At 64.4% G+C, this 21,350-nt stretch carries 18 protein-coding genes and 1 pseudogene; 10 read left to right on the top strand and 9 right to left on the bottom strand.

The window, feature by feature from the left end; all coding sequences use genetic code 11:
• Nucleotides 1-159 precede the first annotated feature (159 nt).
• Entirely contained in the window at nucleotides 160-3,000 is a 2,841-nt protein-coding gene (secA, locus tag K410_RS0134210; RefSeq protein WP_028139042.1) for a preprotein translocase subunit SecA, read from the top strand.
• 309 nt (nucleotides 3,001-3,309) lie between these two features.
• Nucleotides 3,310-4,797 carry a sensor histidine kinase gene (locus tag K410_RS37670; RefSeq protein WP_210164247.1) on the top strand — a complete coding sequence of 496 codons (1,488 nt, stop codon included), beginning with the start codon at nucleotides 3,310-3,312 and terminating at the stop codon, nucleotides 4,795-4,797.
• On the opposite strand, the gene K410_RS0134200 is transcribed toward K410_RS37670, so the two are convergent.
• Nucleotides 4,748-5,170 carry a response regulator gene (locus K410_RS0134200; RefSeq protein WP_028139041.1) on the bottom strand — a complete coding sequence of 141 codons (423 nt, stop codon included), beginning with the start codon at nucleotides 5,168-5,170 and terminating at the stop codon, nucleotides 4,748-4,750. The two genes, K410_RS37670 and K410_RS0134200, sit on opposite strands and share 50 nt — an antisense overlap.
• Before the next feature lie 519 nt (nucleotides 5,171-5,689).
• On the opposite strand from K410_RS0134200, the gene K410_RS41585 reads away from it, so the two are divergent.
• The gene (locus K410_RS41585) at nucleotides 5,690-6,094 is read left to right on the top strand and encodes a DUF6006 family protein (RefSeq protein WP_433994214.1); all 405 of its coding nucleotides are present in this window, start codon (nucleotides 5,690-5,692) and stop codon (nucleotides 6,092-6,094) included.
• Between the two features lie 46 nt (nucleotides 6,095-6,140).
• On the opposite strand, the gene K410_RS0134195 is transcribed toward K410_RS41585, so the two are convergent.
• A complete protein-coding gene (locus tag K410_RS0134195; protein WP_028139040.1) occupies nucleotides 6,141-6,584 on the bottom strand; it encodes a MarR family winged helix-turn-helix transcriptional regulator in 444 nt (147 codons plus the stop codon).
• A 179-nt stretch (nucleotides 6,585-6,763) separates the two neighbouring features.
• Here K410_RS0134195 and K410_RS0134190 point away from each other — a divergent pair, with 179 nt between their 5' ends.
• The 7 genes from K410_RS0134190 (at nucleotide 6,764) to K410_RS0134160 (ending at nucleotide 14,275) form a co-directional block, all read left to right on the top strand.
• Nucleotides 6,764-7,948: a substrate-binding domain-containing protein gene (locus K410_RS0134190; RefSeq protein WP_028139039.1), complete on the top strand. Its 1,185-nt coding sequence runs from the start codon at nucleotides 6,764-6,766 to the stop codon at nucleotides 7,946-7,948.
• 165 nt (nucleotides 7,949-8,113) lie between these two features.
• Complete coding sequence (locus K410_RS0134185; RefSeq protein ID WP_028139038.1) at nucleotides 8,114-9,628, top strand: amidase; 1,515 nt, start codon at nucleotides 8,114-8,116, stop codon at nucleotides 9,626-9,628.
• A 36-nt stretch (nucleotides 9,629-9,664) separates the two neighbouring features.
• Complete coding sequence (locus K410_RS0134180) at nucleotides 9,665-10,522, top strand: branched-chain amino acid ABC transporter permease (protein WP_028139037.1); 858 nt, start codon at nucleotides 9,665-9,667, stop codon at nucleotides 10,520-10,522.
• Nucleotides 10,523-10,526: 4 nt separating this feature from the next.
• The gene (locus K410_RS0134175; protein WP_028139036.1) at nucleotides 10,527-11,744 is read left to right on the top strand and encodes a substrate-binding protein; all 1,218 of its coding nucleotides are present in this window, start codon (nucleotides 10,527-10,529) and stop codon (nucleotides 11,742-11,744) included.
• A gap of 6 nt (nucleotides 11,745-11,750) precedes the next feature.
• A complete protein-coding gene (locus tag K410_RS0134170; protein ID WP_028139035.1) occupies nucleotides 11,751-12,866 on the top strand; it encodes a branched-chain amino acid ABC transporter permease in 1,116 nt (371 codons plus the stop codon).
• The gene (locus K410_RS0134165; RefSeq protein WP_028139034.1) at nucleotides 12,856-13,587 is read left to right on the top strand and encodes an ABC transporter ATP-binding protein; all 732 of its coding nucleotides are present in this window, start codon (nucleotides 12,856-12,858) and stop codon (nucleotides 13,585-13,587) included. The genes K410_RS0134170 and K410_RS0134165 overlap by 11 nt, the downstream gene beginning before the upstream one ends.
• Entirely contained in the window at nucleotides 13,580-14,275 is a 696-nt protein-coding gene (locus tag K410_RS0134160) for a branched-chain amino acid ABC transporter ATP-binding protein (protein WP_028139033.1), read from the top strand. The genes K410_RS0134165 and K410_RS0134160 overlap by 8 nt, the downstream gene beginning before the upstream one ends.
• An 889-nt stretch (nucleotides 14,276-15,164) precedes the next feature.
• Here K410_RS0134160 and K410_RS40110 read toward each other — a convergent pair.
• From K410_RS40110 to K410_RS41325, 7 genes and pseudogenes are all read right to left on the bottom strand, one after another.
• On the bottom strand, nucleotides 15,165-15,326 hold the full coding sequence (locus K410_RS40110) for a hypothetical protein (protein WP_155253817.1): 162 nt from the start codon (nucleotides 15,324-15,326) through the stop codon (nucleotides 15,165-15,167).
• A 145-nt stretch (nucleotides 15,327-15,471) separates the two neighbouring features.
• Nucleotides 15,472-16,959: a L,D-transpeptidase family protein gene (locus K410_RS0134150; protein ID WP_049820477.1), complete on the bottom strand. Its 1,488-nt coding sequence runs from the start codon at nucleotides 16,957-16,959 to the stop codon at nucleotides 15,472-15,474.
• A gap of 529 nt (nucleotides 16,960-17,488) precedes the next feature.
• Nucleotides 17,489-18,451 carry an acetyl-CoA carboxylase carboxyltransferase subunit alpha gene (locus K410_RS0134145; protein WP_028139031.1) on the bottom strand — a complete coding sequence of 321 codons (963 nt, stop codon included), beginning with the start codon at nucleotides 18,449-18,451 and terminating at the stop codon, nucleotides 17,489-17,491.
• A gap of 338 nt (nucleotides 18,452-18,789) precedes the next feature.
• Nucleotides 18,790-19,770, bottom strand: coding sequence for a site-specific tyrosine recombinase XerD (xerD, locus tag K410_RS0134140; protein WP_028139030.1), 981 nt, complete (start codon nucleotides 19,768-19,770; stop codon nucleotides 18,790-18,792).
• Nucleotides 19,771-19,836: 66 nt separating this feature from the next.
• Entirely contained in the window at nucleotides 19,837-20,244 is a 408-nt protein-coding gene (locus tag K410_RS0134135; protein WP_028139029.1) for a nuclear transport factor 2 family protein, read from the bottom strand.
• Nucleotides 20,245-20,288: 44 nt separating this feature from the next.
• On the bottom strand, nucleotides 20,289-20,936 hold the full coding sequence (locus tag K410_RS41330; protein ID WP_283805941.1) for an NAD-dependent epimerase/dehydratase family protein: 648 nt from the start codon (nucleotides 20,934-20,936) through the stop codon (nucleotides 20,289-20,291).
• Nucleotides 20,927-21,322 (bottom strand): annotated as a pseudogene (locus K410_RS41325) (NAD-dependent epimerase/dehydratase family protein); the annotation flags it as partial. The pseudogene K410_RS41325 and the gene K410_RS41330, both read right to left, overlap by 10 nt.
• Nucleotides 21,323-21,350 lie beyond the last annotated feature (28 nt).

The raw sequence follows: 21,350 nt of genomic DNA, 5'->3' as shown, positions 1-21,350 counted from the left end.
TGGCCGTTGAACCCAGGCTTGCCCAATTCCCACCCATATGGCGGACGACCCCGCAGTCCGGGCCGACGGTGCCATCAGGCGTCACGGTGAGTTGATAGGCAGGCGGGTGACAACTTTCTCGGGCCCAACGCGGTTAAATCGCGAACACAGGAATTAGGCATGATCGGCGCGCTCGCCCGCAAGTTTTTCGGCTCCGCCAACGACCGGCGGGTGAAGGGATATCAGTCCCGCGTCAACGCGATCAACGCGCTGGAACCTGAGGTTTCCAAACTTTCCGACGAGGCGCTCAAGGCCCGCACCGCCGAGTTCAAGAAGCAGCTTGCCGAGGGCAAGACGCTCGACGACCTCCTGGTGCCCGCCTTCGCCACGGTGCGCGAGGCCGCCAAGCGCACCCTCGGCCAGCGCCATTTCGACGTCCAGCTGATCGGCGGCATGGTGCTGCATGAGGGCGACATCGCCGAGATGAAGACCGGCGAAGGCAAGACGCTGGTCGCCACCCTCGCGGTCTACCTCAACGCGCTCGCCGGCAAGGGCGTCCACGTCGTCACCGTCAACGACTATCTCGCCCGCCGCGACTCCGGCTGGATGGGCCAGATCTACGGCTTCCTCGGCATGACCACCGGCGTGATCGTGCACGGTCTCGACGATGCCGAGCGCAAGGCGGCTTATGCCTGCGACATCACCTACGGCACCAACAACGAATACGGCTTCGACTATCTCCGCGACAACATGAAGTACCGGCTCGAGGACATGGTCCAGCGCCCGCACTTCTTCGCCATCGTCGACGAGGTCGATTCCATCCTGATCGACGAGGCGCGCACGCCGCTGATCATTTCCGGCCCGCTCGACGACCGCTCCGACTTCTACAACACCATCGACAGCTTCCTGCCCAAGCTCGACAAGTCCGACTACGACGTCGACGAGAAGCAGCGCACGGTGACCCTCACCGAAGGCGGCATGGAGAAGATCGAGACGCTGCTGCGCGATGCCGGCCAGCTCAAGGGCGAGTCGCTCTACGACGTCGAGAACGTCTCCGTCGTGCACCACATCAACCAGGCGCTGCGCGCCCACACGCTGTTCACCCGCGACAAGGACTACATCGTCCGCGACGACGAGGTCGTCATCATCGACGAGTTCACCGGACGCATGATGCCGGGCCGCCGCTATTCGGAAGGCCTGCACCAGGCGCTGGAGGCCAAGGAGCACGTCCAGGTCCAGCCCGAGAACCAGACGCTGGCCTCGATCACCTTCCAGAACTATTTCCGCATGTACGAGAAGCTCGCCGGCATGACCGGCACGGCCGCAACCGAAGCGGACGAGCTGTTCGACATCTACAAGCTCGAGGTCGTGGAGATCCCGACCAATCTGTCGGTTGCCCGTCTCGACGAGGATGACGAGGTCTACCGCACCCAGCAGGAAAAATACCAGGCGATCCTCGCCGAGATCGAGCGCGCCAATTCGCGGCTGCAGCCGGTGCTGGTCGGCACGGCCTCGATCGAGAAGTCGGAAGTGCTCGCCGAATTCCTCAGGAAAAACGGCTACAAGCAGATCGACTTCGGCAAGGAGCACGCCCTCGACAAGCTCTATGCGGCGGCCCGCGCCGGCAAGCCGGCGAAGCTGTTCGCGGTGTTGAACGCGCGCTTCCACGAGCAGGAGGCCTATATCGTCGCCGAAGCCGGCGTGCCCGGCGCGATTACGATCGCCACCAACATGGCCGGCCGCGGTACCGACATCAAGCTCGGCGGCTCCCTGGAAATGCGCATCCAGCAGGAGACCGCCGGGATCACCGACGAAGCGGAGAAGGCCAGGAAGATCGAGCAGATCAAGGCCGATATCGAAACCTTCCGCAATATCGTGCTGAAGGCCGAGGAGACCGTCGAGATCGAGCCGGCGAAGGGGTCCAAGCCCGCCAAGACCGTGAAGAAGCCGGGCGGCCTCTACATCATCGGCTCCGAGCGTCACGAATCCCGCCGCATCGACAACCAGCTGCGCGGCCGCTCCGGCCGTCAGGGCGACCCCGGCCGCTCGAAGTTCTTCCTGTCGCTGGAAGACGACCTGATGCGCATCTTCGGCTCGGACCGTCTCGACAGCATGTTGCAGCGTCTCGGCCTGCAAGAGGGCGAGGCCATTATCCATCCCTGGATCAACAAGGCCCTGGAGAAGGCGCAGCAGAAGGTCGAAGCGCGCAACTTCGACATCCGCAAGAACCTGCTCAAGTTCGACAACGTCCAGAACGATCAGCGCAAGGTGATCTTCGACCAGCGCGTCGAACTGATGAAGGACGAGAGCGTCGCCGAAACCGTCGCCGATATGCGCCACGCCTTCATCGACGACCTCGTCGCCAAGCACGTGCCCGAGCATGCCTATGCCGAACAGTGGGACGTCGCAGGCCTGAAGGACGAATTGAAGCGCGTGCTCGATCTCGACCTGCCGGTCGACGAATGGGCCAAGGAAGAGGGCATCGCCGACGAGGAGCTGCTCTCCCGCATCGAGACCAGGGCCGACGAGCACATGGCGGCCAAGGTCGCGCAATGGGGCCCCGACGTGATGCGTTACGTCGAGAAGACCATTTTGCTCCAGACCCTCGACCATCTCTGGCGCGAGCATCTGATCATGCTCGATCATCTGCGCCAGGTCATCGGCCTGCGCGGTTACGGCCAGCGCGATCCCTTGCAGGAGTACAAGACCGAGGCCTTCAATCTCTTCCAGGAGATGAGCGCCCATCTGCGCGAGGCAGTCACGGCGCAGCTGATGCGCGTCGAGATCGTCCCGCCGGAGCAGGAAGCCCCCGCCCTGCCGCCGATGGAGGCGCACAAGTTCGATCCCAACACCGGCGAGGACGAGATGGCGCTTGCGAGCGTCACGCTCGGCGCCCAGGCCTCCGACGCCGCGCTGCGCGATCCCAAGAACCCCGCCAGCTGGGGCAAGGTCGGCCGCAACGAGGATTGCCCGTGCGGCTCGGGGAAGAAGTACAAGCACTGCCACGGACGGTATGCGTAGCCGGGGACAGTCGGCCGGCTCGCCTTGGCGTTTCAATCGTGGCCCGGTCGGTGCTCTGGGTACGGCCGGAACTCCGATTAACATTTGTTGTTATGATGTCATCACCTTGTGGGTGTGCTCTCGCCCTCAAGGCGGGACAATGTTGTCCGCCGGTGCCTGACCGTGTGACGATCAGAATGCAAGTCGGGACGGCTTAACGTGGGGAGGCGGCCACACGACGAGCTGTATTGCTCGACGATGGCTGCGCTGGAGCCGGGGTTAAGGCCGTTCATGAGTTCCTTAGACGATTTTCCGCCATCCAGAAACGAGATGATTGAGGCGCTCGACCTCGAAGGTCTTGCCGATGAAGCGAGCTTCGGTGAGTTGACCCGCTTCATTGCGGCGCTGTGCGAGGCGCCGATCTGTCTGATCAGTGTGGTCGGGGACACGATGCAGCGCTTCGTGGCCAAGCACGGCCTTCACGTATCCGAGACGTCGCGGGAATCTTCTTTCTGCGCGCACGCCATGCTGGGATCGGATCTGATGGTCGTGCCCGATGCTGCCGTGGACCCGAGGTTCGCGGACAATCCCTTGGTCAGGGGCGATCCTTTCATCCGCTTTTACGCCGGTGCGCCGCTGCTGACGGATGACGGCTTTCCGCTCGGCTCGCTCTGCGTCATCGATCGCGTGCCAAGACTTGGTCTGACCCCGTTGCAGGAGCAGGGCTTGCGTGTCATGGCCGGCCAGGTTGTGGGTGCGATGGGTCATCGCAAGACCACGAAGAGGCAGCAGGCCAGCGAGGCGGTTGCGAAGCAGGCGCTTTCTGAAACCGAGCGGAAGTTTCGTGTATTGGCCGACGCCATGCCCCAGATGGTGTGGTCGACGCTGCCGAACGGGCATCACGATTACTACAATGCCCGATGGTATGAATTTACGGGCGTCCCGGAGGGCTCGACCGACGGCGAAGGCTGGAACGGCATGTTTCATCCCGAGGACCAAGACAGAGCTTGGGAGCGGTGGCGGCATGCGTTGCAGACCGGGGAGCCCTACGAAATCGAATACCGTTTGAGGAATGCCGAGGGCAATTATCGCTGGACCCTCGGACGCGCATTGCCGATGCGGGATACCGACGGCAACATCACCCGTTGGTTCGGAACCTGTACCGACATCCACGAGCAGAAGTTGCTGATGGATCAGCGCGAGATGATCAGCCAGGAGCTGAGCCATCGCATCAAGAACATCTTCTCGGTGATCAATGGTTTGATCGGCCTCTCGACCCGTACGCATCCGGAGCTCAAGGGACTTGCGGACGAATTGCGGTCGCGCATCATGTCGCTCGCCAAGGCGCATGATTTCGTGCGTCCGCACAGCGCCCGCTCGCGGCCGACTTCGACCCAGGCAACGCTCAAGGGTCTTCTGGAGCAACTCTTGTCGGCCTATCAGTCGGAGGCCAAGCGGGTGCTCATCACGGGCGATGATGTCACTATCGACGATCGCTCCGCCACTCCGCTCGCTCTGTCCTTCCACGAACTTGCAACCAACGCCGCCAAGTACGGCGCATTCTCGACGCTAGCCGGGCGCGTCTCCGTTGACGTCAGCGAGGCCGATGATGATGTCGTCGTTGCGTGGACGGAAATTGGCGGTCCGCAAATCGGGTCGGCGCCGGCGGCTGAGGGCTTTGGCTCCAGGCTGATCGCCTTGAGCATGTCCAGTCAGCTCGGTGGGAAGATCGCCTACGATTGGAGACCGGAAGGGCTCCGGGCCGTGGCTAGGATTCCAAAGACGTCGATGAGCCGCCCGCAGCCGCAAAGAACGTGACGTCCGGAGAGCGCAGCGCTTCCGGCACGCCCGCTGCGTGCTGGACCGCCGTCAGGATCGCCTCATCACTAAAAGGCTTGCGGATGAAGCCGATTGCAGTGCCCGCCCTCGGCATGATCTGCGCAGGATTTGCCGTGACGTATACGATCTTGGTGCCATAGTTCCGCGCAAGGTCCAGCGCGATCTGCGGTCCGGTCGAGCCGTCCCGTAGGTTGACATCTACCAGCGCAATTTGCGCCTGCGGACCCGCCTCCAAGGCCTCCTTGCGGTCCGTCGCGATCCCCGCGACGCGATAGCCTGCGTCTTCCAGAATGCGAGCGATGTCGCTGGCGACGAAAATCTCGTCTTCGACAATCAACACGGAAGGGGGCATCTGCTACGTCGTGCTGGGTTGAACAATCCGGAGCGCTCGGCGGACGCGCTCTCCACGGCCGTATGAGCCGAGAACAACGTCAAGTTCTGCTTTTTGTTCCCGAGTCTCGGCGCCGTCAAGTTCCGCAACACACGCGCAGCTCTCACCGAAGATTCAATTGGAGCTGTCGATCGAACTCTCCCGCAGCGGCTTGAGCTCGCTTTTCGACTTGTGTCGCCGTAGCTCGCTGACAAGCTGCCGAGGAATGCCGAAGCGACATTCCAACGACAAGACACTTCGGTGCGACATGAACGCTCGGTACGGCCATCGTCGAATGCGCGGTTGAGCAAGGCTTGAAGCCCAGCATCGCGCGCAGCTGACAGGCGTTCGGGCAAAGCGCGGGATCGTGTCTCGGAGAACCCGCCGGGTAAACCACCCAATCTTTGCCGTTGCTCTTTGTGAAATGGATCACCGCAGCAAAGCCCGATCCGTGTTCTGATTGAGACGCATCACGCGGCCCGACAAAATGGAGCCCGGACAATGTCTAAACGTGCGCTGCCAACTGCCTTTTGTTTTCTTGCATTCAGCTTTTACGGCTTCGGTTCTGCCCCTGCGAGCCAGGTCGCCGGATGGTGGGGCGGAACATGGTCCTGCAACATCGACGGCCGGCCGGCCCGGATGAGGTGGGCCGCCGTGGACGACAGTCAGACAAGCTGCGACGGCGACACTTGCACCAGCAGCTCGGGAGCGCGCTGGGCAGGTAGCTTCTCTGACAATGGCTCGCGATGGGTGAAGTTGACAAATCCACGCAGCGGAACGAAGGGCGGCCTATATTTCAACCATGCCGATGGCAATAGATGGTATCTGGCCAAACCGGTCAGCAACAAGGCCGCTGGCTGGACGACATGGAACGGCCAACGCTATCGCCTCTCGTGCTGGCGATGATGCAAATGCGGCGCCTGCTCATCTCAGCCTGGCCTCGAGGGCGAGCCTAATTGGAGCTGTCGATCAGGCTCTCGAGCAGCCGCTTGAGCTCGCTGGTCGACTTGTCGCCGTAGCTCTCCAGGATGTGCTCCTCCTGGTCGACCGCGAGCGAGTTGAGCCTCCTGCACAGCACCTTGCCGCGGTCGGAGATGAACATCAGCACCTTGCGGCGGTCGTTCGGATCCTGGACGCGATAGACCAGCGTGTCCGAGACCATGCGGTCGATCATCTTGGTCAGCGTCGGATGGTTGAGCAGCACGGCCTCTGCGAGCTCGCCCATCGAATGGCCGTTGCCGTCCGACAGCACCTTCAAAATGCGCCATTGCTCGACGGGAACCCCCTCCTTGCTCAACCGCAGTTCGAGCTGCCGGTTGATTTCCCGGTTGGCTTGCGCGAGCAGATAGGCGAGGTGTTCGGTGATCGGGGAGTTTTGTTTCGGCGGTTTTGCCACGGCTGAGACTTCGCCTTGACCCAAATGAGTGAATGTCTTGCAATCGATGCTGCATCTATATGCACTTCAATTCTTGAATATTCAATATTTTCAAAATAGGATCATTGCCCAACAAAGGGGCGGAAGCCGCGGCCGCTCGAAGAATGTGCTTTCAGGTCTGGTCTCAGACAGGAGTTGGCGTGCGCGCGACGGTGAACTTCCCGGCTCACGGCGGCTCGGCGTTGCCGCCGTTCTTGCTGTTCAGGAATTTGTCGTCTTCGGCGGCGGATCTCGACCTGTCGCCATATGACGCCCACGTCATGAGGCGCCGCGGCGCGCGCAACAAGCTGCGCATCGGCAATTTTCTCACCTTTACCGGCTCGCCCGGGATCTGGGGGCCGACCTCCACCAACAGCGCGATGCTGGCGGTCGCCGAGATCAACAAGCGCGGCGGCATTCTGGGCCGCGAGCTCGAGCTGTCGATCTACGATTCCGGCGGTCCGATCGAGGAGGTGGTGCGCCGCGCCGAGCAGGCGATCGCCTTCGACGAGGTCGACCTGATCATGGGCTCGCACATCAGCGCCGTTCGCGTTGCGCTGCGCCAGGTCACCGGCAACCGCATCCCTTACATCTACACCCCGGTCTACGAAGGCGGCGAGCGCACGCCGGGCGTGATGGCGATCGGCGAGACGCCGCGCTGGCAGAGCCGGCCCTCCATCCACTGGCTCGCCGACGTCAAGAAGGCTGCGCGCTGGTACCTGATCGGCAGCGACTACGTCTGGCCCTGGCAGTCGCATCGCGCGGTGAAGCGCTACATCAAGGAGGCGGGCGGCCAAGTGGTCGGCGAGGAGTTCGTGCCGGTCGGCGAGGACAATCACGAGCCGCATCTGGCGCGCATCCGTGCGGCAAGGCCCGACGTGGTGCTGATCTCGTTGATCGGCACCGACAGCATCACCTTCAATCGCGCCTTCGCGGAGGCGGGCCTCGCGACGTCGACGCTGCGGCTCGCCGGCGCGATGGACGAGACCGTGCTGCTCGGCATCGGCGCCGACAACACCGAGAATCTGTTCTGTGCGTCCGGCTATTTCAACTGCATGGCCTCGCACGCCAACGACGAGTTCCTCAGCGGTTACCAGGCCATGTTCGGGGCCAACGCGCCGCCGGTCGGCTCCGTTGGCCAGTCGAACTATGAGGGGTTGCGCTTCCTGGAGTCGGTGGCCCATCGCGCAGGTTCGCTGGCCTTTCGTCCGCTGCTCAAGGCCGCGCGCAACACCGTCTATACGGCCGGCCGTGGTCCCGTGACGCTGCGCGACGGCCGCGCCGAGATGCCGATGTATCTCGCCGAGGCCGACGGTCTCGACTTCAGGATCCTCAAGACGCTCTGAGCGGCCCCTGCCGACGTGCCGCAGCGGTCTTGCGAAATAATACTTGAAAAGGAAAATATTTCCGTCTCTAGTAACGGAGTGAAGCCGGTTGGCCCGCGCCCTGCAAGGTGCGGGCGAGCGGCTTCCGTCAGTGCCAGGGATCAAGAAGCCTTTAAGGAGAGCGCCGTGACAGTTGCCCTTCCCACGCCAGCCCAGCTCCGCAGTGTCGCCGAGCAGTGCGGCCTTTCGCTCACCGATGACGACGTCGCCTCGTTTCGCGGCCTGATGCAGGGTTCGATCGAAGCCTACAATCTGGTTGCCACGATGCCGGACGAGTTGCCGGAGGTGAAATATCCGCGCACCCCGGGCTATCGCCCCTCGGCCGAAGAGAACCCGCGCAATGCCTGGTATCGCAAGTCGACCGTGAAAGGCGCCGCCAGCGGCAAGCTCAAGGGCAAGACCGTCGCGCTGAAGGACAACATCATGCTGGCCGGCGTGCCCATGACCAACGGCTCCTCGACGCTGGAAGGCTTCGTGCCCGATTTCGACGCCACCATCGTCACGCGCATGCTGGATGCCGGCGCGGAGATCAAGGGCAAGGTGCATTGCGAGCACTTCTGCCTGTCCGGGGGCAGCCACACCAACTCCTACGGAGCGGTGCACAATCCGCACAAGATGGGCTACTCCGCCGGCGGCTCGTCCTCGGGCTCGGGCGTCGTGGTCGCGCTCGGCGAGGTCGACATGGCGATCGGCGGCGATCAGGGCGGCTCGATCCGGATGCCGTCCTCGTTCTGCGGCACCTACGGCATGAAGCCGACCTGGGGCCTCGTCCCTTACACCGGCATCATGCCGATCGAGATCTATGTCGACCATACCGGCCCGATGACGGCGACCGTCGCCGACAACGCGCTGCTGCTCGAAGTGCTCGCCGGCGACGACGGCTACGATCCGCGCATCAAGGCGCCCAAGGTCGAGGAATACACCAAGGCGCTCGGCCAGGGCGTCAAGGGCATGAAGATCGGCATCGTCAAGGAGGGCTTTGAGCAGCCAGTCGCAGAAGCTGCCGTCAATGAAAGCGTGCGCGAGGCCGCAAAGCGTTTCAAGGATCTCGGCGCCACCGTCGAGACCGTCTCGATCCCGATGCACCTGTTGGGTGGCGCGATCTGGACCCCGATCGGGACCGAAGGCCTGACCCAGACCATGATGTTCGGCGACGGCTACGGCCTGTCCCGCGGCGATCTCTATTCGACCTCGTTGATGGATTTCCATCGCGGCTGGCGCCGGCAGGCGGATTCGCTGTCGGAGACCACGAAGCTGTTCATGCTGCTCGGCACCTACATCAACAACAATTTCGGTCCGCGCTTCTACGGCAAGGCGCTCAACATCTCGCGCCGGCTGACCGCCGCCTACGACAAGGCCTTCAAGGACTACGATCTGCTCTTGATGCCGACCACGCCGATGAAGGCCACCAAGCTGCCGGAGCCCAACGCCAGCCGCGAGGAATACGTCGCCCGCGCGCTGGAGATGATCTCCAACACCGCGCCGTTCGACATCACCCATCATCCCGCGATGTCGCTGCCCTGCGGCATGGTCGACGGTCTGCCGGTCGGCCTGATGCTGGTCGGCCGCATGTTCGAGGAATCCACCATCTATCGCGCCGCCCACGCCTTCGAGCAGATCGGCGACTGGAAGAAGATGTGAGCGGAGCATCGATGCAGGTCGCCGGAAACGCCACGCATGGCTAACGCGTTCGTCGCAGCGTTCGAGATCCTGAGCTTCGGCGCGATCATCGTCCTTATCGTGCTGGGGCTCGGGATCATCGCCAGCATGATGGGCATCTTCAACTTCGCGCAGGGCGAGTTCGTCCTGCTCGGCGCCTACATCACCTATCTCGCCTACGCCAAGGGCATGCCGATCTGGGCCGGCATGGTCGCGGCGCCCTTCGTGGTCGGCGCGCTCGGCTTCGCGCTGGAGGCGCTGATCATCCGCCGCTTCTACGCCGCGCCGATCGTCGCCATGCTCGGCACCTATGCGCTCGGCCTGATCATCCGCGAAGCCGTGCGCGGGCTGATCGGCGGCTTCTACCTCACCGTGCCCGAGCCGATCGGCGGCTCGATCGACATCGGCGCCATGCACATCTCGGCCTGGCGCTTCACCATCATCGTCATCACGCTGCTGGTGATGGCGGGCTGCTACCTGCTGCTGTCGCGCACCAGCTTCGGCCTGCGCATGCGCGCCACGCTGGAAAATCCCTCGCTGGCGCGGGCCTCGGGCATTTCCACGCCGCTGATGTACGGCGCCACCTTCGCATTCGGCTCCGCGCTTGCCGGGCTGGCCGGCGCGCTGATCGTCCCGGTGTTCAGCCTCTATGCCGATCTCGGCCTCCGCTTCCTGATCCAGGGTTTTGTCGCGGTCATGGTCGGCGGCGTCGGCTCCTTCATCGGGCCGGTCGCGGGTGCCGGCGTCATCGGCACGCTCAGCGCCGCGCTGCCATGGATCATGGCGCCCGTCGTCGCCGACGTCCTGGTCTTCGTTCTCGCCATTGTCTTCATCAAATTCCGCCCGCAGGGCCTCATCGCTGGAAAAGGGGTTTAATCGCATGTTCGATCGCACTCAGCTCTCACGCCGCCGCTTCCTCTCCAATTTCGCCTTTGCGTCCGGCGCGGTCGCAACCGGGGTCGGAAGCTGGGTGATCCCGGCGCCCTGGGCCAATGCGGCCGAAGCCCCGATCAAGGTCGGCATCGCCACCGACCTCACCGGTCCGATCGCCTATGCCGGCAATGCCGATGCCAACGTCGCCAAGATGGTGATCAAGGAGATCAACGCCGCCGGCGGCCTGCTCGGCCGTCCGCTCGAGCTTTATATCGAGGACACCGCCTCCAATGAATCCATCGCCGTCGGCAACGTCCGCAAGCTGATCCAGCGCGATAAGGTCGACATGGTGCTGGGCGGCATCACCTCGTCGATGCGCAACGCGATCAAGGATCCGATCGTGGCGCGCGGCAAGACGCTTTACATCTATCCGCAGCTCTACGAGGGCAAGGAGTGCGCGCCCTATCTGTTCTGCACCGGGCCGACGCCCGCGCAGCAATGCGACGAGTTCATCCCCTGGCTGATCAAGAACGGCGGCAAGAAGTTCGCGCTCCCCAGCGCCAATTACGTCTGGCCGCACACGCTCAACGTCTACGCCCGCAAGGTGATCGAATCCAACGGCGGCGAGGTCGTGTTCGAGGAATATTACCCGCTCGACCAGGTCGATTTCTCCGCGACCGTCAACCGCATCATCTCCAACAAGGTCGACGTCGTCTTCAACACCGTGATTCCGCCCGGCGTCGGCCCGTTCTTCAAGCAGCTCTATGAGGCCGGCTTCCTCAAGAACGGCGGGCGTCTCGCCTGCGTCTACTATGACGAGAACACGCTCAACATCAATCAGGCCGCCGAGATCGAAGGCCTCGCCAGCTGCCTCGACTATTTCAAGGTTCTGACCAAGGAGAACCCGTTCGACGCCAAGATCCAGGCGGCCTATGAGAAGGATTTCCCCGGCAACTTCCTGTTCGCGGCCGGCAGCGCCGCGACCGGCACTTATCGCGGCCTCAAGCTGTGGGAAGCCGCGGTGAAGGAGGCCGGCAAGATCGACCGCGAGTCGGTCGCCGCCGCGCTCGACCATGCCAAGATCGCCGAAGGTCCGGGCGGGCCTGCCGAGATGGTCCCCGGCAAGCGGCACTGCAAGATGAAGATGTACACCGCGGTTGCCAAGGGCGGGAATTACGAGATCGTCGCGCGCAGCAGCGGCCTCGTCGATCCCAAGGAATGCTGAGGTGGAATGCTGAAGCCGATGAGTGTGGTAAGAGAAGCCATCGCCACCGACATGGGCGACGAAGCGGACGGTGCGATGGCCGAGGGCGCAGCGGCGGGACGGGCCAGGGACCGCGTCAAGGCAGGACGGAAGATCCTGCCGATCGTCGAGGTCGTCGTGCTGGTCGCGGCGGCGCTCGCGCCGCTGGTGCTGCAGGATTATCTCACCGTGTTCGCAACGCGCGTGATCATCCTGGCACTGTTCGCGCTGTCGTTCGACCTGGTCTGGGGCTATGCCGGCATCATGAGCTTCGGCCAGGCGCTGTTCTTCGGCTCGGCCGGCTATGGCGTCGCGCTGCTCGCGCGCGACCTCAACGTCACCAACATCTTCCTGGTGCTGCCGGCGGGCACGCTGATCGGCCTCGCCTTCGCGCTGCTGCTCGGCGGCTTCCTGCTGCTGGGCCGGCATCCCTCCAGCGTGATCTTCGTCTCGCTCGGCACGCTGACCGGCTCCTACGCCGCCGATCGCCTCGCGCGCGGCTGGTATTATCTCGGCGGCCAGAACGGCATCCCCTCGATCGCGCCGATGTCGCTGGGTAGCTACGATTTCACCGAAGGGCCGGCGTTCTATTATCTCGTGCTCGGCATTCTCGTCGCCGTCTACCTGCTCTGCCGCTTCCTGGTGCGCTCGCAATTCGGTCTGGCGCTCGCGGGGCTCCGTGAGAACGAGCAGCGCATCGCCTTCTTCGGCTACAAGGTGCAGCATTTGAAGGCGATCATCTTCACCATCGGCGGCGCCGTGGCGGGCCTCGCCGGCAGCCTCTATGCCTTCCACGAAGGTTTCGTCTGGCCCAACATGGTCGGCGTCGTGGTTTCGACGCAAGTGGTGCTCTACGTGCTGTTCGGCGGCTCCGGCACGCTGATCGGCGCCGTGATCGGTGCCGTGATCGTCGAGGGCGTCAGCTTCTGGCTCTCGGACAATTACCGAGACATCTGGCCGATCATCCTGGGACTGCTGCTGCTGCTCGTGATCCTGTTCCGCCCGCTCGGCCTGATCAGCTTCCTCCTCGGCGAGCGCGAACGGGTCGGCAGCTTCGGTGCGAGACCCAAGGAAAACGTCAAGGAGACGCGCGATGCTGCTTGAAGCCGCCGGCATCAAGAAGGTCTTCGGCAAGCTCACCGCGCTCGACGACGCGGCGCTCAGCGTCGGCGAGAACGAATTCCACGGCCTGATCGGACCCAACGGCTCCGGCAAGAGCACGCTGATGAAATGCATCGCCGGCGCCGAGGCGCCGACGCAAGGAAAAGTCTCGTTCGTCAACACCGACATCACCGCGTATACGCCGACCGAGCGCGCGCGCGCCGGCATGAGCCTCAAGTTCCAGATCACCAGCGTGCTCCCGTCGCTGACGCTGTACGACAACATCCTGCTCGCGTTGCAGGCGCAGTCCTCGCTGTTCGACCTCGTGTTCTCGCGTACACGGGGCGCGCTGCACGACCAGGTCATGACCATGCTGAGGCAATTTCGCCTGGCCGACCGCGCCTTCGAGGCGGCGGCCGCGCTGTCGCACGGCCAGCAGCAATGGCTGGAGATCGCGATGGCGCTCGCCGGCAAGCCCAAACTTCTTTTGCTCGACGAGCCCACCGGCGGCATGAGCCTGGAGGAGCGCCGCGTCACCGGCGAGCTGCTGCAGCCGATCAAGCAGCACTGCTCCCTCGTCATCGTCGAGCACGACCTCGATTTCATCCGCGACATCTGCGATCGTCTCACCGTGCTCGACCAGGGCAGGGTGCTGGCCTCGGGCACCGTGTCCGAGATCCAGGCCAACAAAGCCGTCCAGGAGATCTATCTGCGCCGTGCCTGAATTTTTGGACATCAAGCATCTCGACGCCGGCTATGGCCGCAGCCAGGTCCTGTTCGACGTCACGCTCGGCATTCCCTGGCGCGGCGGCGTCGCCGTGCTCGGGCGCAACGGCGCCGGCAAGACCACGCTGATGAAGACCATCGTCGGCGAGCTGCCGGCGTGGAAGGGCGAGCTCGCCTTCGACGGCCGCGACATCAGCCGCCGTGCCACCCAGGAGCGCGTTCGCGCCGGCATCGGCTACGTGCCGCAGGAGCATTCGGTGTTCGCCCGCCTGTCGGTGCGCGACAATCTCGCCGTCGGCTCGCTCGCGAAGAAGGATGCCTCCGCAGTCGACCGCGTGCTGACGATCTTCCCGAAGCTCGGCCAGCGCCTCGACCAGCCCGCCGGCACGCTGTCCGGCGGCGAGCGCAAGATGCTGGCGATCGGCCGCGCCATGCTGGGCGATCCCAAGCTCTTGCTGCTGGACGAGCCGACCGAAGGCGTCTGGATCGGCGTGATCGAGGAGATCACCGAGCGCCTGATCGAGCTCGCGAAGGAGATCGCCGTCATCATCGTCGAGCAGCACCTCGACCTTGCGCTCCGCGTCGCCGATTACGCCTATGTGCTCGACCGCGGCCGCGTCGCGCTGCAAGGCGAGGCGGGGCAGGTGCGGGGCAATCCGGAACTGATGCGGTATCTGGCGCCATAGCCAGAGCTATCGCGTACGAGATGTGGGCTATGGGCGCCGAGCTCTCCACGGCGTCATGGCCGGGCTTGACCCGGCCAGCCACGTCTTTCCACGCACACGAAGAACGTGGATGCCCGGGACAAGCCCGGGCATGACGACCCTCTACAAGATGCAAATGCGATAGCCCTGCCGCCTTCGCGGGAATGACGGCGGAGATTGCGGCGGCCTTCCTCGATTCAACTATCAAACAGCCGACACGACATCGCGATCCCGCGGCGCCATTCGCCCGGGTTTTGCTTCACTCTCGCGCCCCAATAGAATCGGAAGGGCGCAGGGAAGGCCGGGTACCGGCTGGCACCCGAGAGCCCCTGTGCAATGATGCGTGGATAGACGCTCACAGGGGGAGACACAGGTGCAGCCCGATAACCGGCCTTCCCTGCGCGATGGGTTTACGGCTTATGTCGCGCTCTCCCCGGGGAGCGATGCACTTTTGCCCCCGTCATCCTGCAGATCGCTGATGCGCGCGTCCGGTCGGACCGCCACATCACCACAGCACTTGGCGCCTGCCTGCGGGCGCCAGGACCACACGATTTTGCCGTACGCGGCCGGCCTGTCGTACACGCGCCCGCTGATCGCTCACGGGGGCTACCCGCCCTGCGACCGCACCTGGCGCCAATCCGCCCGCGTCCACCGCAACTCACCCCACGAACCGTGACGATCGCGACCCGCCCCTTCCGGCGGGATGAGATGGCAGGGGAGTATAGGGTGTGTCGCGCTTCGGGTAAAGAGAAATATGTATTGTCCGAATTTCTGGACTCTCGGAAGTTGGGTGCTTTATCCGGTGACTTGGCCGCGCGCGGGCGACCGAACAGGTGAAATCATCGTGGGAGCGCGGAATACGCGGTTGGCGTCATGAAGAGCGCGTCATGAGCCGGCGCCAATTGTCAGCCTTGCTGTAGGCAACGCCCGCCTTTTCGGCGGCCAGCATCCGGAAATAACTGTCGACCACGGCGGAGATCTCAGCCTCCGTCCAAGGTGTTCCTGCAAGGCTTTCGATGGGCTCGGGGTCCAAGCTTCTGCCTCTCGAGCACGAAGCGTATCAAGGCATTGGAGAGGCGCAAGGCTGGATTTGCCAGTGCAGCGGCGAGTCCAACCGGGGGGAAGATCGACCGTGCTGTCAGGTTTGGCTTAATCCGGAAGGCGCGGCGTCTCGTCCCTTACTTCACCGCCGAGAACCGGCTGTCGAACGAGTTCGACGAGATCACCGGCGCGGCGCCCATGATCTGCGTGGCTTCGCCCGCGCCGTCGCTCACCGATGGCTTCAGCGCCGGCCGGGTCTGGGCCAAGCGGGTGTCGGGCTTGGCCGGCTCGGCGGGCTTGGCGGCATCCTTCTTGTCATGCCCCGGCACGAACCGGCTCACGGCGGCCTTCAGCCGCGACGCCGCGGTCGTGGGTGTCGTGGTCGTGGCGGCCGGGGCCACGGATGCGGTCGCCTGCGGCGGCGGCGTGGTCGCGGTGGTGTCAGATGAGCCCATGCCCATTTTGCGGCCGAGGTTCGAGAAGAAGCCGCCGGACTTCTCGCCTGATTTCTCCGGGGACTTTTCCGCAGGCTGGGCCGAGGCGATGCGGGTGCTCGCGGGCACGGCCGCCACCGGCTCTTCCTGCGGCGCCGGCGCGGACGCCACCGCGTCGAGATTCGGCTTCGGCGGATTGACGTGGCTGGGGATCGTGCCCGGCGCCTTGGCCATCGCTAGCATCTGCAGCGTGCTGCCTTCGGCGCCCTCGGACAGGCCGGTCGAGCCTTCCGGAATCTTGGCGGCGAACACCTTGTTCATGCCGCCGTCGATGCCGGTGTTCATGCGCGCCACCGGCGTGCCCTTGGCGACCAGCTTGGCGTATTCGGCCTCGTCCTTGGCTTGCTTGCCCCGCACGGCGGCGACGATGTCCTCGGGGATGACATAGGCCGGGCACTTCGCCGAGGCATCGAACACCGGATCGCGCTTGGCGTCCGCGGGCTTGGCCGCGTTGAAGACGTACTTCTTCTCGCAGAAATCGACCTTCGGCTCCTGCCGCGTCACCTCGAAATGATCATAGCCTTCCTTGATCATCCTCCAGAACGGCATGTTCGGATTGTTGCGGTGCCTGGCCATGTTCACCGGCGTCATCTTGAACGGATAGGCCTGCAGCTGGAACGCCTTCTGGCCGCCGAAGAAGGATTCGCGCCCGAGCGAATAGATCTCCGCGATCTGCTCGTCGGTCATGGCGTAACAGCCGCGCGAAGAACAGTCGCCGTGCACCATCAGCTGCGAGCCGGTGCGGCCCAGCGCCTTGTCGAAGGCGTTCGGATAGCCGGTGTTGAAGGAGAGGTAATAGGCCGATTGCGGATTCATCTGGCTCGGATTGATCGAGTAGAATCCCTCCGGCGCCTGGCGGTCGCCTTCGCGCACCTTGGGGCCGAGGTCGCCCGACCAGCGGCAGATCGGATAGGTCTTGAGCAGTGCGAACTGGCCGGAGCGGGTCTGCTTCCAGATCTCGAGCTCGGCCTCCTGCTTGAACAGGCGCACCAGGATCGGCGATTGCAGATCCATGTCCTTCTCGGCCATCGCGGCGATCAGCTTCGGCGGCACCGGCTGATTGGCCTTGGCATTGGTCGCGAGCGAGACCTGGTCGGTGTTGCAGCCGGCCAGCAGACCGCCGGCCGTCATCAGCGCAACCGAAGCCAAGAGCGCGCGAGCAAGCGAACGAGAAATCAAGATGGACCCCACACCGTGCCGGGCATTGATGCGCGAACCCCAATTCGTTTGGCGCGTGATCCGACCGGCGAACCGGACCCGTCAGTGACGGGCTTTTTCAGCTCACGCCCCAGCGCTTGTGCCCTGAAGCCATTGATTAAAATTCTAACCTCTGGGTCATGTGGTCGCAACCCGAGCGGGGATCACGAGGGCGTTGGCCCAAAGGTGTGGTCAACAGAGACTTAAACTGGGCCGGAACTTGGACCATGCGGCCAGGCCACCACAGAGATCGCCGATTTGGGCAAAAAAAGGGTTAATGCGGGGTTACCGGGGGTGGCGGCCCGTGGAGGCCTCGTGCCCCGGACGCAGCGCAGCGCCCCTTGGCGGTGCGCTGCTGAGCCGGGGCCCATGGCGCGGGTGAGCTATGCGGCCCGCTGGGTCCCGGCTCTGCGCAGCAGCGTTTCACGCTGCAGCGCGTCCGGGACACGGCAAGCCGCCCGAATCAGCCCAGTTTCCGGCCGATCTCGAGGAATTTCTGCCGACGCTGCTTGCGGATGGCGTCGCCGTCGAGGCCGCGCAGCTCGTCGAAGGCCTTGGCGATGGCCTCGCCGGTGGTGGCGATCATGGCGGCGGGGTCGCGGTGGGCGCCGCCGACCGGCTCCTTCAGGATCTGGTCGATCACCCCGAAACGCAGCATGTCCTGGGCGGTGATCTTCATGTTGTTGGCGGCTTCCTGCGCCTTGGTGCCGTCGCGCCAGAGGATCGAGGACGCCGCTTCCGGCGAGATCACGCTGTAGATGGCGTGCTCCAGCATCAGGACCCTGTTGGCGGTGGTGATGGCGATGGCGCCGCCCGACATGCCCTCGCCGGTGATGATCGCGACGTTCGGCACGGTCAGCGCCAGGCAGGCGTCGGTCGAGCGCGCGATGGCCTCGGCCTGGCCGCGCTCCTCGGCGCCGATGCCGGGATAGGCGCCGGCGGAATCGGCCAGCGACAGCACCGGCAGGCCGAACCGCTCGGCCATCTCCATCAGCCGCACGCATTTGCGATAGCCCTCGGGCCGCGCCATGCCGAAATTGTGCCGGATCCGGCTCTCGGTGGAATCGCCCTTTTCCTGGCCCATCACGCAGATCGGCTCGCCGCGGAAGCGGCCGAAGCCGGCGACCAGCGCCTCGTCCTCGCCGAACTTGCGGTCGCCGGCGAGCGGGGTGAATTCGGTGATCAGGCCCTTGATGAAGTCGTTGAAATGCGGCCGCTGCGGATGCCGCGCCACCAGCGTCTTCTGCCACGGCGTCAGGTTCTGATAGAGGTCGGCCAGCGCCTGCGCCGCCTTGTCCTCGATCCGCCCGATCTCGTCAGCGATATCCGTGCCGGAGGCCGCCAGCGTCCTGAGCTCGTCGAGCTTGGAATCGAGCTCGGCGACCGGCTTTTCGAAGTCGAGATAGCTGCGCATCTGGTCTTGCATCAACTCAATATAGGGGGACGGGGCTAAGAGGCGAAGCGAGGTCCGGGCCGTGGGAAGAAGGGCAGCGTTGTCAATGAGTTGGCTTGTGCGCTCCTGGCGCGCAGCCAAATCATGCGTGAGGCAACGGCTCTTTCTGCGGAGATGTGGCCGAAGTCAAGGCGGTTTCACGGGTCGTCCCGGTCCGGCTCTCGTGTCCCGGACGCGCTGCAGCGCTTCTACAGCGCTGCTGCGCAGAGCCGGGACCCGGCGCGGCATGGGCCCCGCCTCTGCGTCGCACCGTACCGGACGATGCTTCGCATCGCCGGAACGCTGCGCCGCGTCCGGGGCACAAGAGCGGCTTATTTCTCCGCCAGCGGGTGCAGGTCGCGCACCAGGCTCTTCAGCCGTTCCTCGACCACATGGGTGTAGATCTGGGTGGTCGAAATATCGGTGTGGCCGAGCAGGGTCTGCACGATGCGCAGATCCGCACCATTGTGCAGGAGGTGGCTGGCGAAGGCGTGGCGCAGCACGTGGGGGGACACCAGCCGGGCCTGCAGGCCCGAAGCGACCGCGAGCTCCTTGAGGTCGCGGGCGAAATGCTGCCGCGTCAGGTGTCCGCTCTCGCCGAACGAGGGAAACAGCCATTTCGAGGCGGCGAGGCCATTCTTCTTGTCGGCCTTGTTGTCGGCTTTGTTGTCGGCTTTGGCAGCGTCGGTCGCGGCGAGATAATCCGCCATCGCCTTCCGCGAGGCCTCGTTGAGCGGCACCAGGCGTTCCTTGTTGCCCTTGCCGCGCACCACGATCATGCGGGCATCGCGCTTGGCCGCCGAGCGCGGCAGCGCCACCAGCTCGGAGACGCGCAGGCCGGTGGCGTAGAGCACCTCGAGCAGGCAATAGAGCCGCAAGCTCCGCAGCCGCTTCGCCGGCGAGGCATCCTCCGCCTCGCTCAATTCCTTGGCGCGGCGAAGCATGCGGTCGACGTCCGAGATCGACAGCACTTTCGGCAGGCCGCGGCCGCGCTTGGGGCCGGACAGGATCGCGGCGGGATCCTCAGCTCGGATCCGCTCGTTGAGCAGGAAGCGATAGAGATGCCGCAGTGCCGACAGCCGCCGCGCCACGCTGGTGGATTTGAAGCCGCGGCTGTCGAGATCGGCGAGATAGTCGCGCAGCGTCTGCGTCTCGGCGTCGGCAAAGCTGCGGCCGACGCGGCCGAGAAACTCCGAGAAATCGGTGAGGTCGCGGCGATAGGCGTCGAGCGTATTGGGCCCGGCGCCCTGTTCCGCCGCGAGCATGTCGAGGAACAGGCCGGTGAGCCTGGCGTCTGAGGGCTGGGTCGGCATGCCCGTCAGGCTAGCTCCTATTTCTTGAGAAACTCACTAGCATCTCGGACTGTCGTATACACACCTCTAGCGCTTTTCGCTGATCGCCGTCGCCTGCGACCACACCACCATCCAGTGCCCGGCACGACGCTCGTATGTGTCAGTGTGCCAATAATCCGCCGGGGCAACGCGGTGGCCGCCAAAGACGATCTCGAGCCTGGCGCGATATCGGATCACGGCATGGTCTTCGTGTTCACGGACCGCGATCGCGCCGGGTTCCCACATCAGATATTGGATCTGCCCGCTCCGAATTGCACCTAGATATTCGTCCTTGGAGAGCGGCATGCCGATGGGCGTTATCAACTGAAACTCCGGCGCATGAAGCGGCTCCGCCTGCGCGATGTCCCCGTTAACCAATGCGCGCAGCCGCGCCCGCTCGGTATTGCGGATGTGCTCGGCTTCCGGTGAGCCCATGTCCGTCACGTGCGTCGTCATTGATGGTCTCCAATTCTGCGAGAGTGAGCCAGTCTGCGGCCGTGCTACGGCATGGCAATCAAGCGATGGTCGATCAGGCTTTGGGCGCTGGCGCGGATGCAATCTTCATCAGGCCGCGGTCTCCAGTTCAGCACGCGATGCGCCTTGGCGGCGCTCACGCTGAGGTCCCGGTCGAGCTCGTGCACGATCATGCGCGAGCGCGCGCTGAACGGAGCCAGTGCCCTCACCATCCAGTTCGGCACGTCGCCGCGCGGCAGGCGCATCGCATAGTCCGGGAACGATTTCGCCAGCACCGCGGCTAAGTCGCTCAACCGGAAAAAACCTCCGCCGGCGATGAAGCGCTGTCCGGCGGCGTCTGGGCAGGTCATCGCGCGGATATGGGCGTCGGCCACGTCGCGCACGTCGACGATCGCAAAGCCGAAGCGCGGGACACGCTTCAACTTGCCGCTCATCATCTGCTGGATCAATCCGACTGACGTGCCGTATTGCGGGCCTAGCAGCGGTCCGAAGATCATGCCGGGATTGATCACGCATAGATCGAGCCCGTGACTGCGCGCGAAGCTCCACGCCGCCTGCTCGGCCAGGGTTTTCGATCTGTAATAGGGCGTCGCCCGCGGGCTGGCAGGATCGGTCCAATCGTTCTCGGTGTAGGGAGGCTGGCCGTTGCCGTGATTGGTGCGGCAATCGAGGATGTCAGCACCACGCGTGACACGCCGGCGTTACGGGCCGCACGCAACACGCGCAGCGTACCTTCGCGCGCAGTCTGGATCAGCTCGTCTGCGTTGGCAGGCAAGCCGGCGGGAAATGGTGAGGCCGTGTGAATCACATAGCGACAGCCCTCCAGCGCATCGTCCCATCCAACGTCCGCGCGCAGGTCTGCACGGGTGAAACTGAGCGCCTCGTTGGGCGCGCTCGGGCAAAGCTGCCGCCGGATCCCGTCGCAGGCGTCAAGACTGCGCACGATGCCGCGCACGCGGTAGCCGCTCGCCAGCAATTGCCTCGCGACATGGCCACCGAGAAATCCACTGACCCCGGTGACGAGCACCGTGGCGGCCGATTGAGCCGGTCGAGAATCCATTTGATCCGATCTCTTGAGCTTTGGAGGA

This window comes from Bradyrhizobium sp. 22 (genome assembly GCF_000482425.1).
GTDB classification, from domain to species: Bacteria; Pseudomonadota; Alphaproteobacteria; order Rhizobiales; family Xanthobacteraceae; genus Bradyrhizobium; species Bradyrhizobium japonicum_B.
This window is presented reverse-complemented; position numbering and strand designations above follow the sequence as displayed.

What these genes read in the sequence shown, in the direction of transcription:
- secA (WP_028139042.1), top strand. Translation starts at nt 160, where the DNA reads ATGATCGGCGCGCTCGCCCGCAAGTTTTTCGGCTCCGCCAACGACCGG.
- K410_RS37670 (WP_210164247.1), top strand. Translation starts at nt 3,310, where the DNA reads ATGATTGAGGCGCTCGACCTCGAAGGTCTTGCCGATGAAGCGAGCTTC.
- K410_RS0134200 (WP_028139041.1), bottom strand. Translation starts at nt 5,170, where the DNA reads ATGCCCCCTTCCGTGTTGATTGTCGAAGACGAGATTTTCGTCGCCAGC.
- K410_RS41585 (WP_433994214.1), top strand. Translation starts at nt 5,690, where the DNA reads ATGTCTAAACGTGCGCTGCCAACTGCCTTTTGTTTTCTTGCATTCAGC.
- K410_RS0134180 (WP_028139037.1), top strand. Translation starts at nt 9,665, where the DNA reads ATGGCTAACGCGTTCGTCGCAGCGTTCGAGATCCTGAGCTTCGGCGCG.
- K410_RS0134175 (WP_028139036.1), top strand. Translation starts at nt 10,527, where the DNA reads ATGTTCGATCGCACTCAGCTCTCACGCCGCCGCTTCCTCTCCAATTTC.
- K410_RS0134170 (WP_028139035.1), top strand. Translation starts at nt 11,751, where the DNA reads ATGCTGAAGCCGATGAGTGTGGTAAGAGAAGCCATCGCCACCGACATG.
- K410_RS0134165 (WP_028139034.1), top strand. Translation starts at nt 12,856, where the DNA reads ATGCTGCTTGAAGCCGCCGGCATCAAGAAGGTCTTCGGCAAGCTCACC.
- K410_RS0134150 (WP_049820477.1), bottom strand. Translation starts at nt 16,959, where the DNA reads ATGACGGCCGGCGGTCTGCTGGCCGGCTGCAACACCGACCAGGTCTCG.
- K410_RS0134145 (WP_028139031.1), bottom strand. Translation starts at nt 18,451, where the DNA reads ATGCAAGACCAGATGCGCAGCTATCTCGACTTCGAAAAGCCGGTCGCC.
- xerD (WP_028139030.1), bottom strand. Translation starts at nt 19,770, where the DNA reads ATGCCGACCCAGCCCTCAGACGCCAGGCTCACCGGCCTGTTCCTCGAC.
- K410_RS0134135 (WP_028139029.1), bottom strand. Translation starts at nt 20,244, where the DNA reads ATGACGACGCACGTGACGGACATGGGCTCACCGGAAGCCGAGCACATC.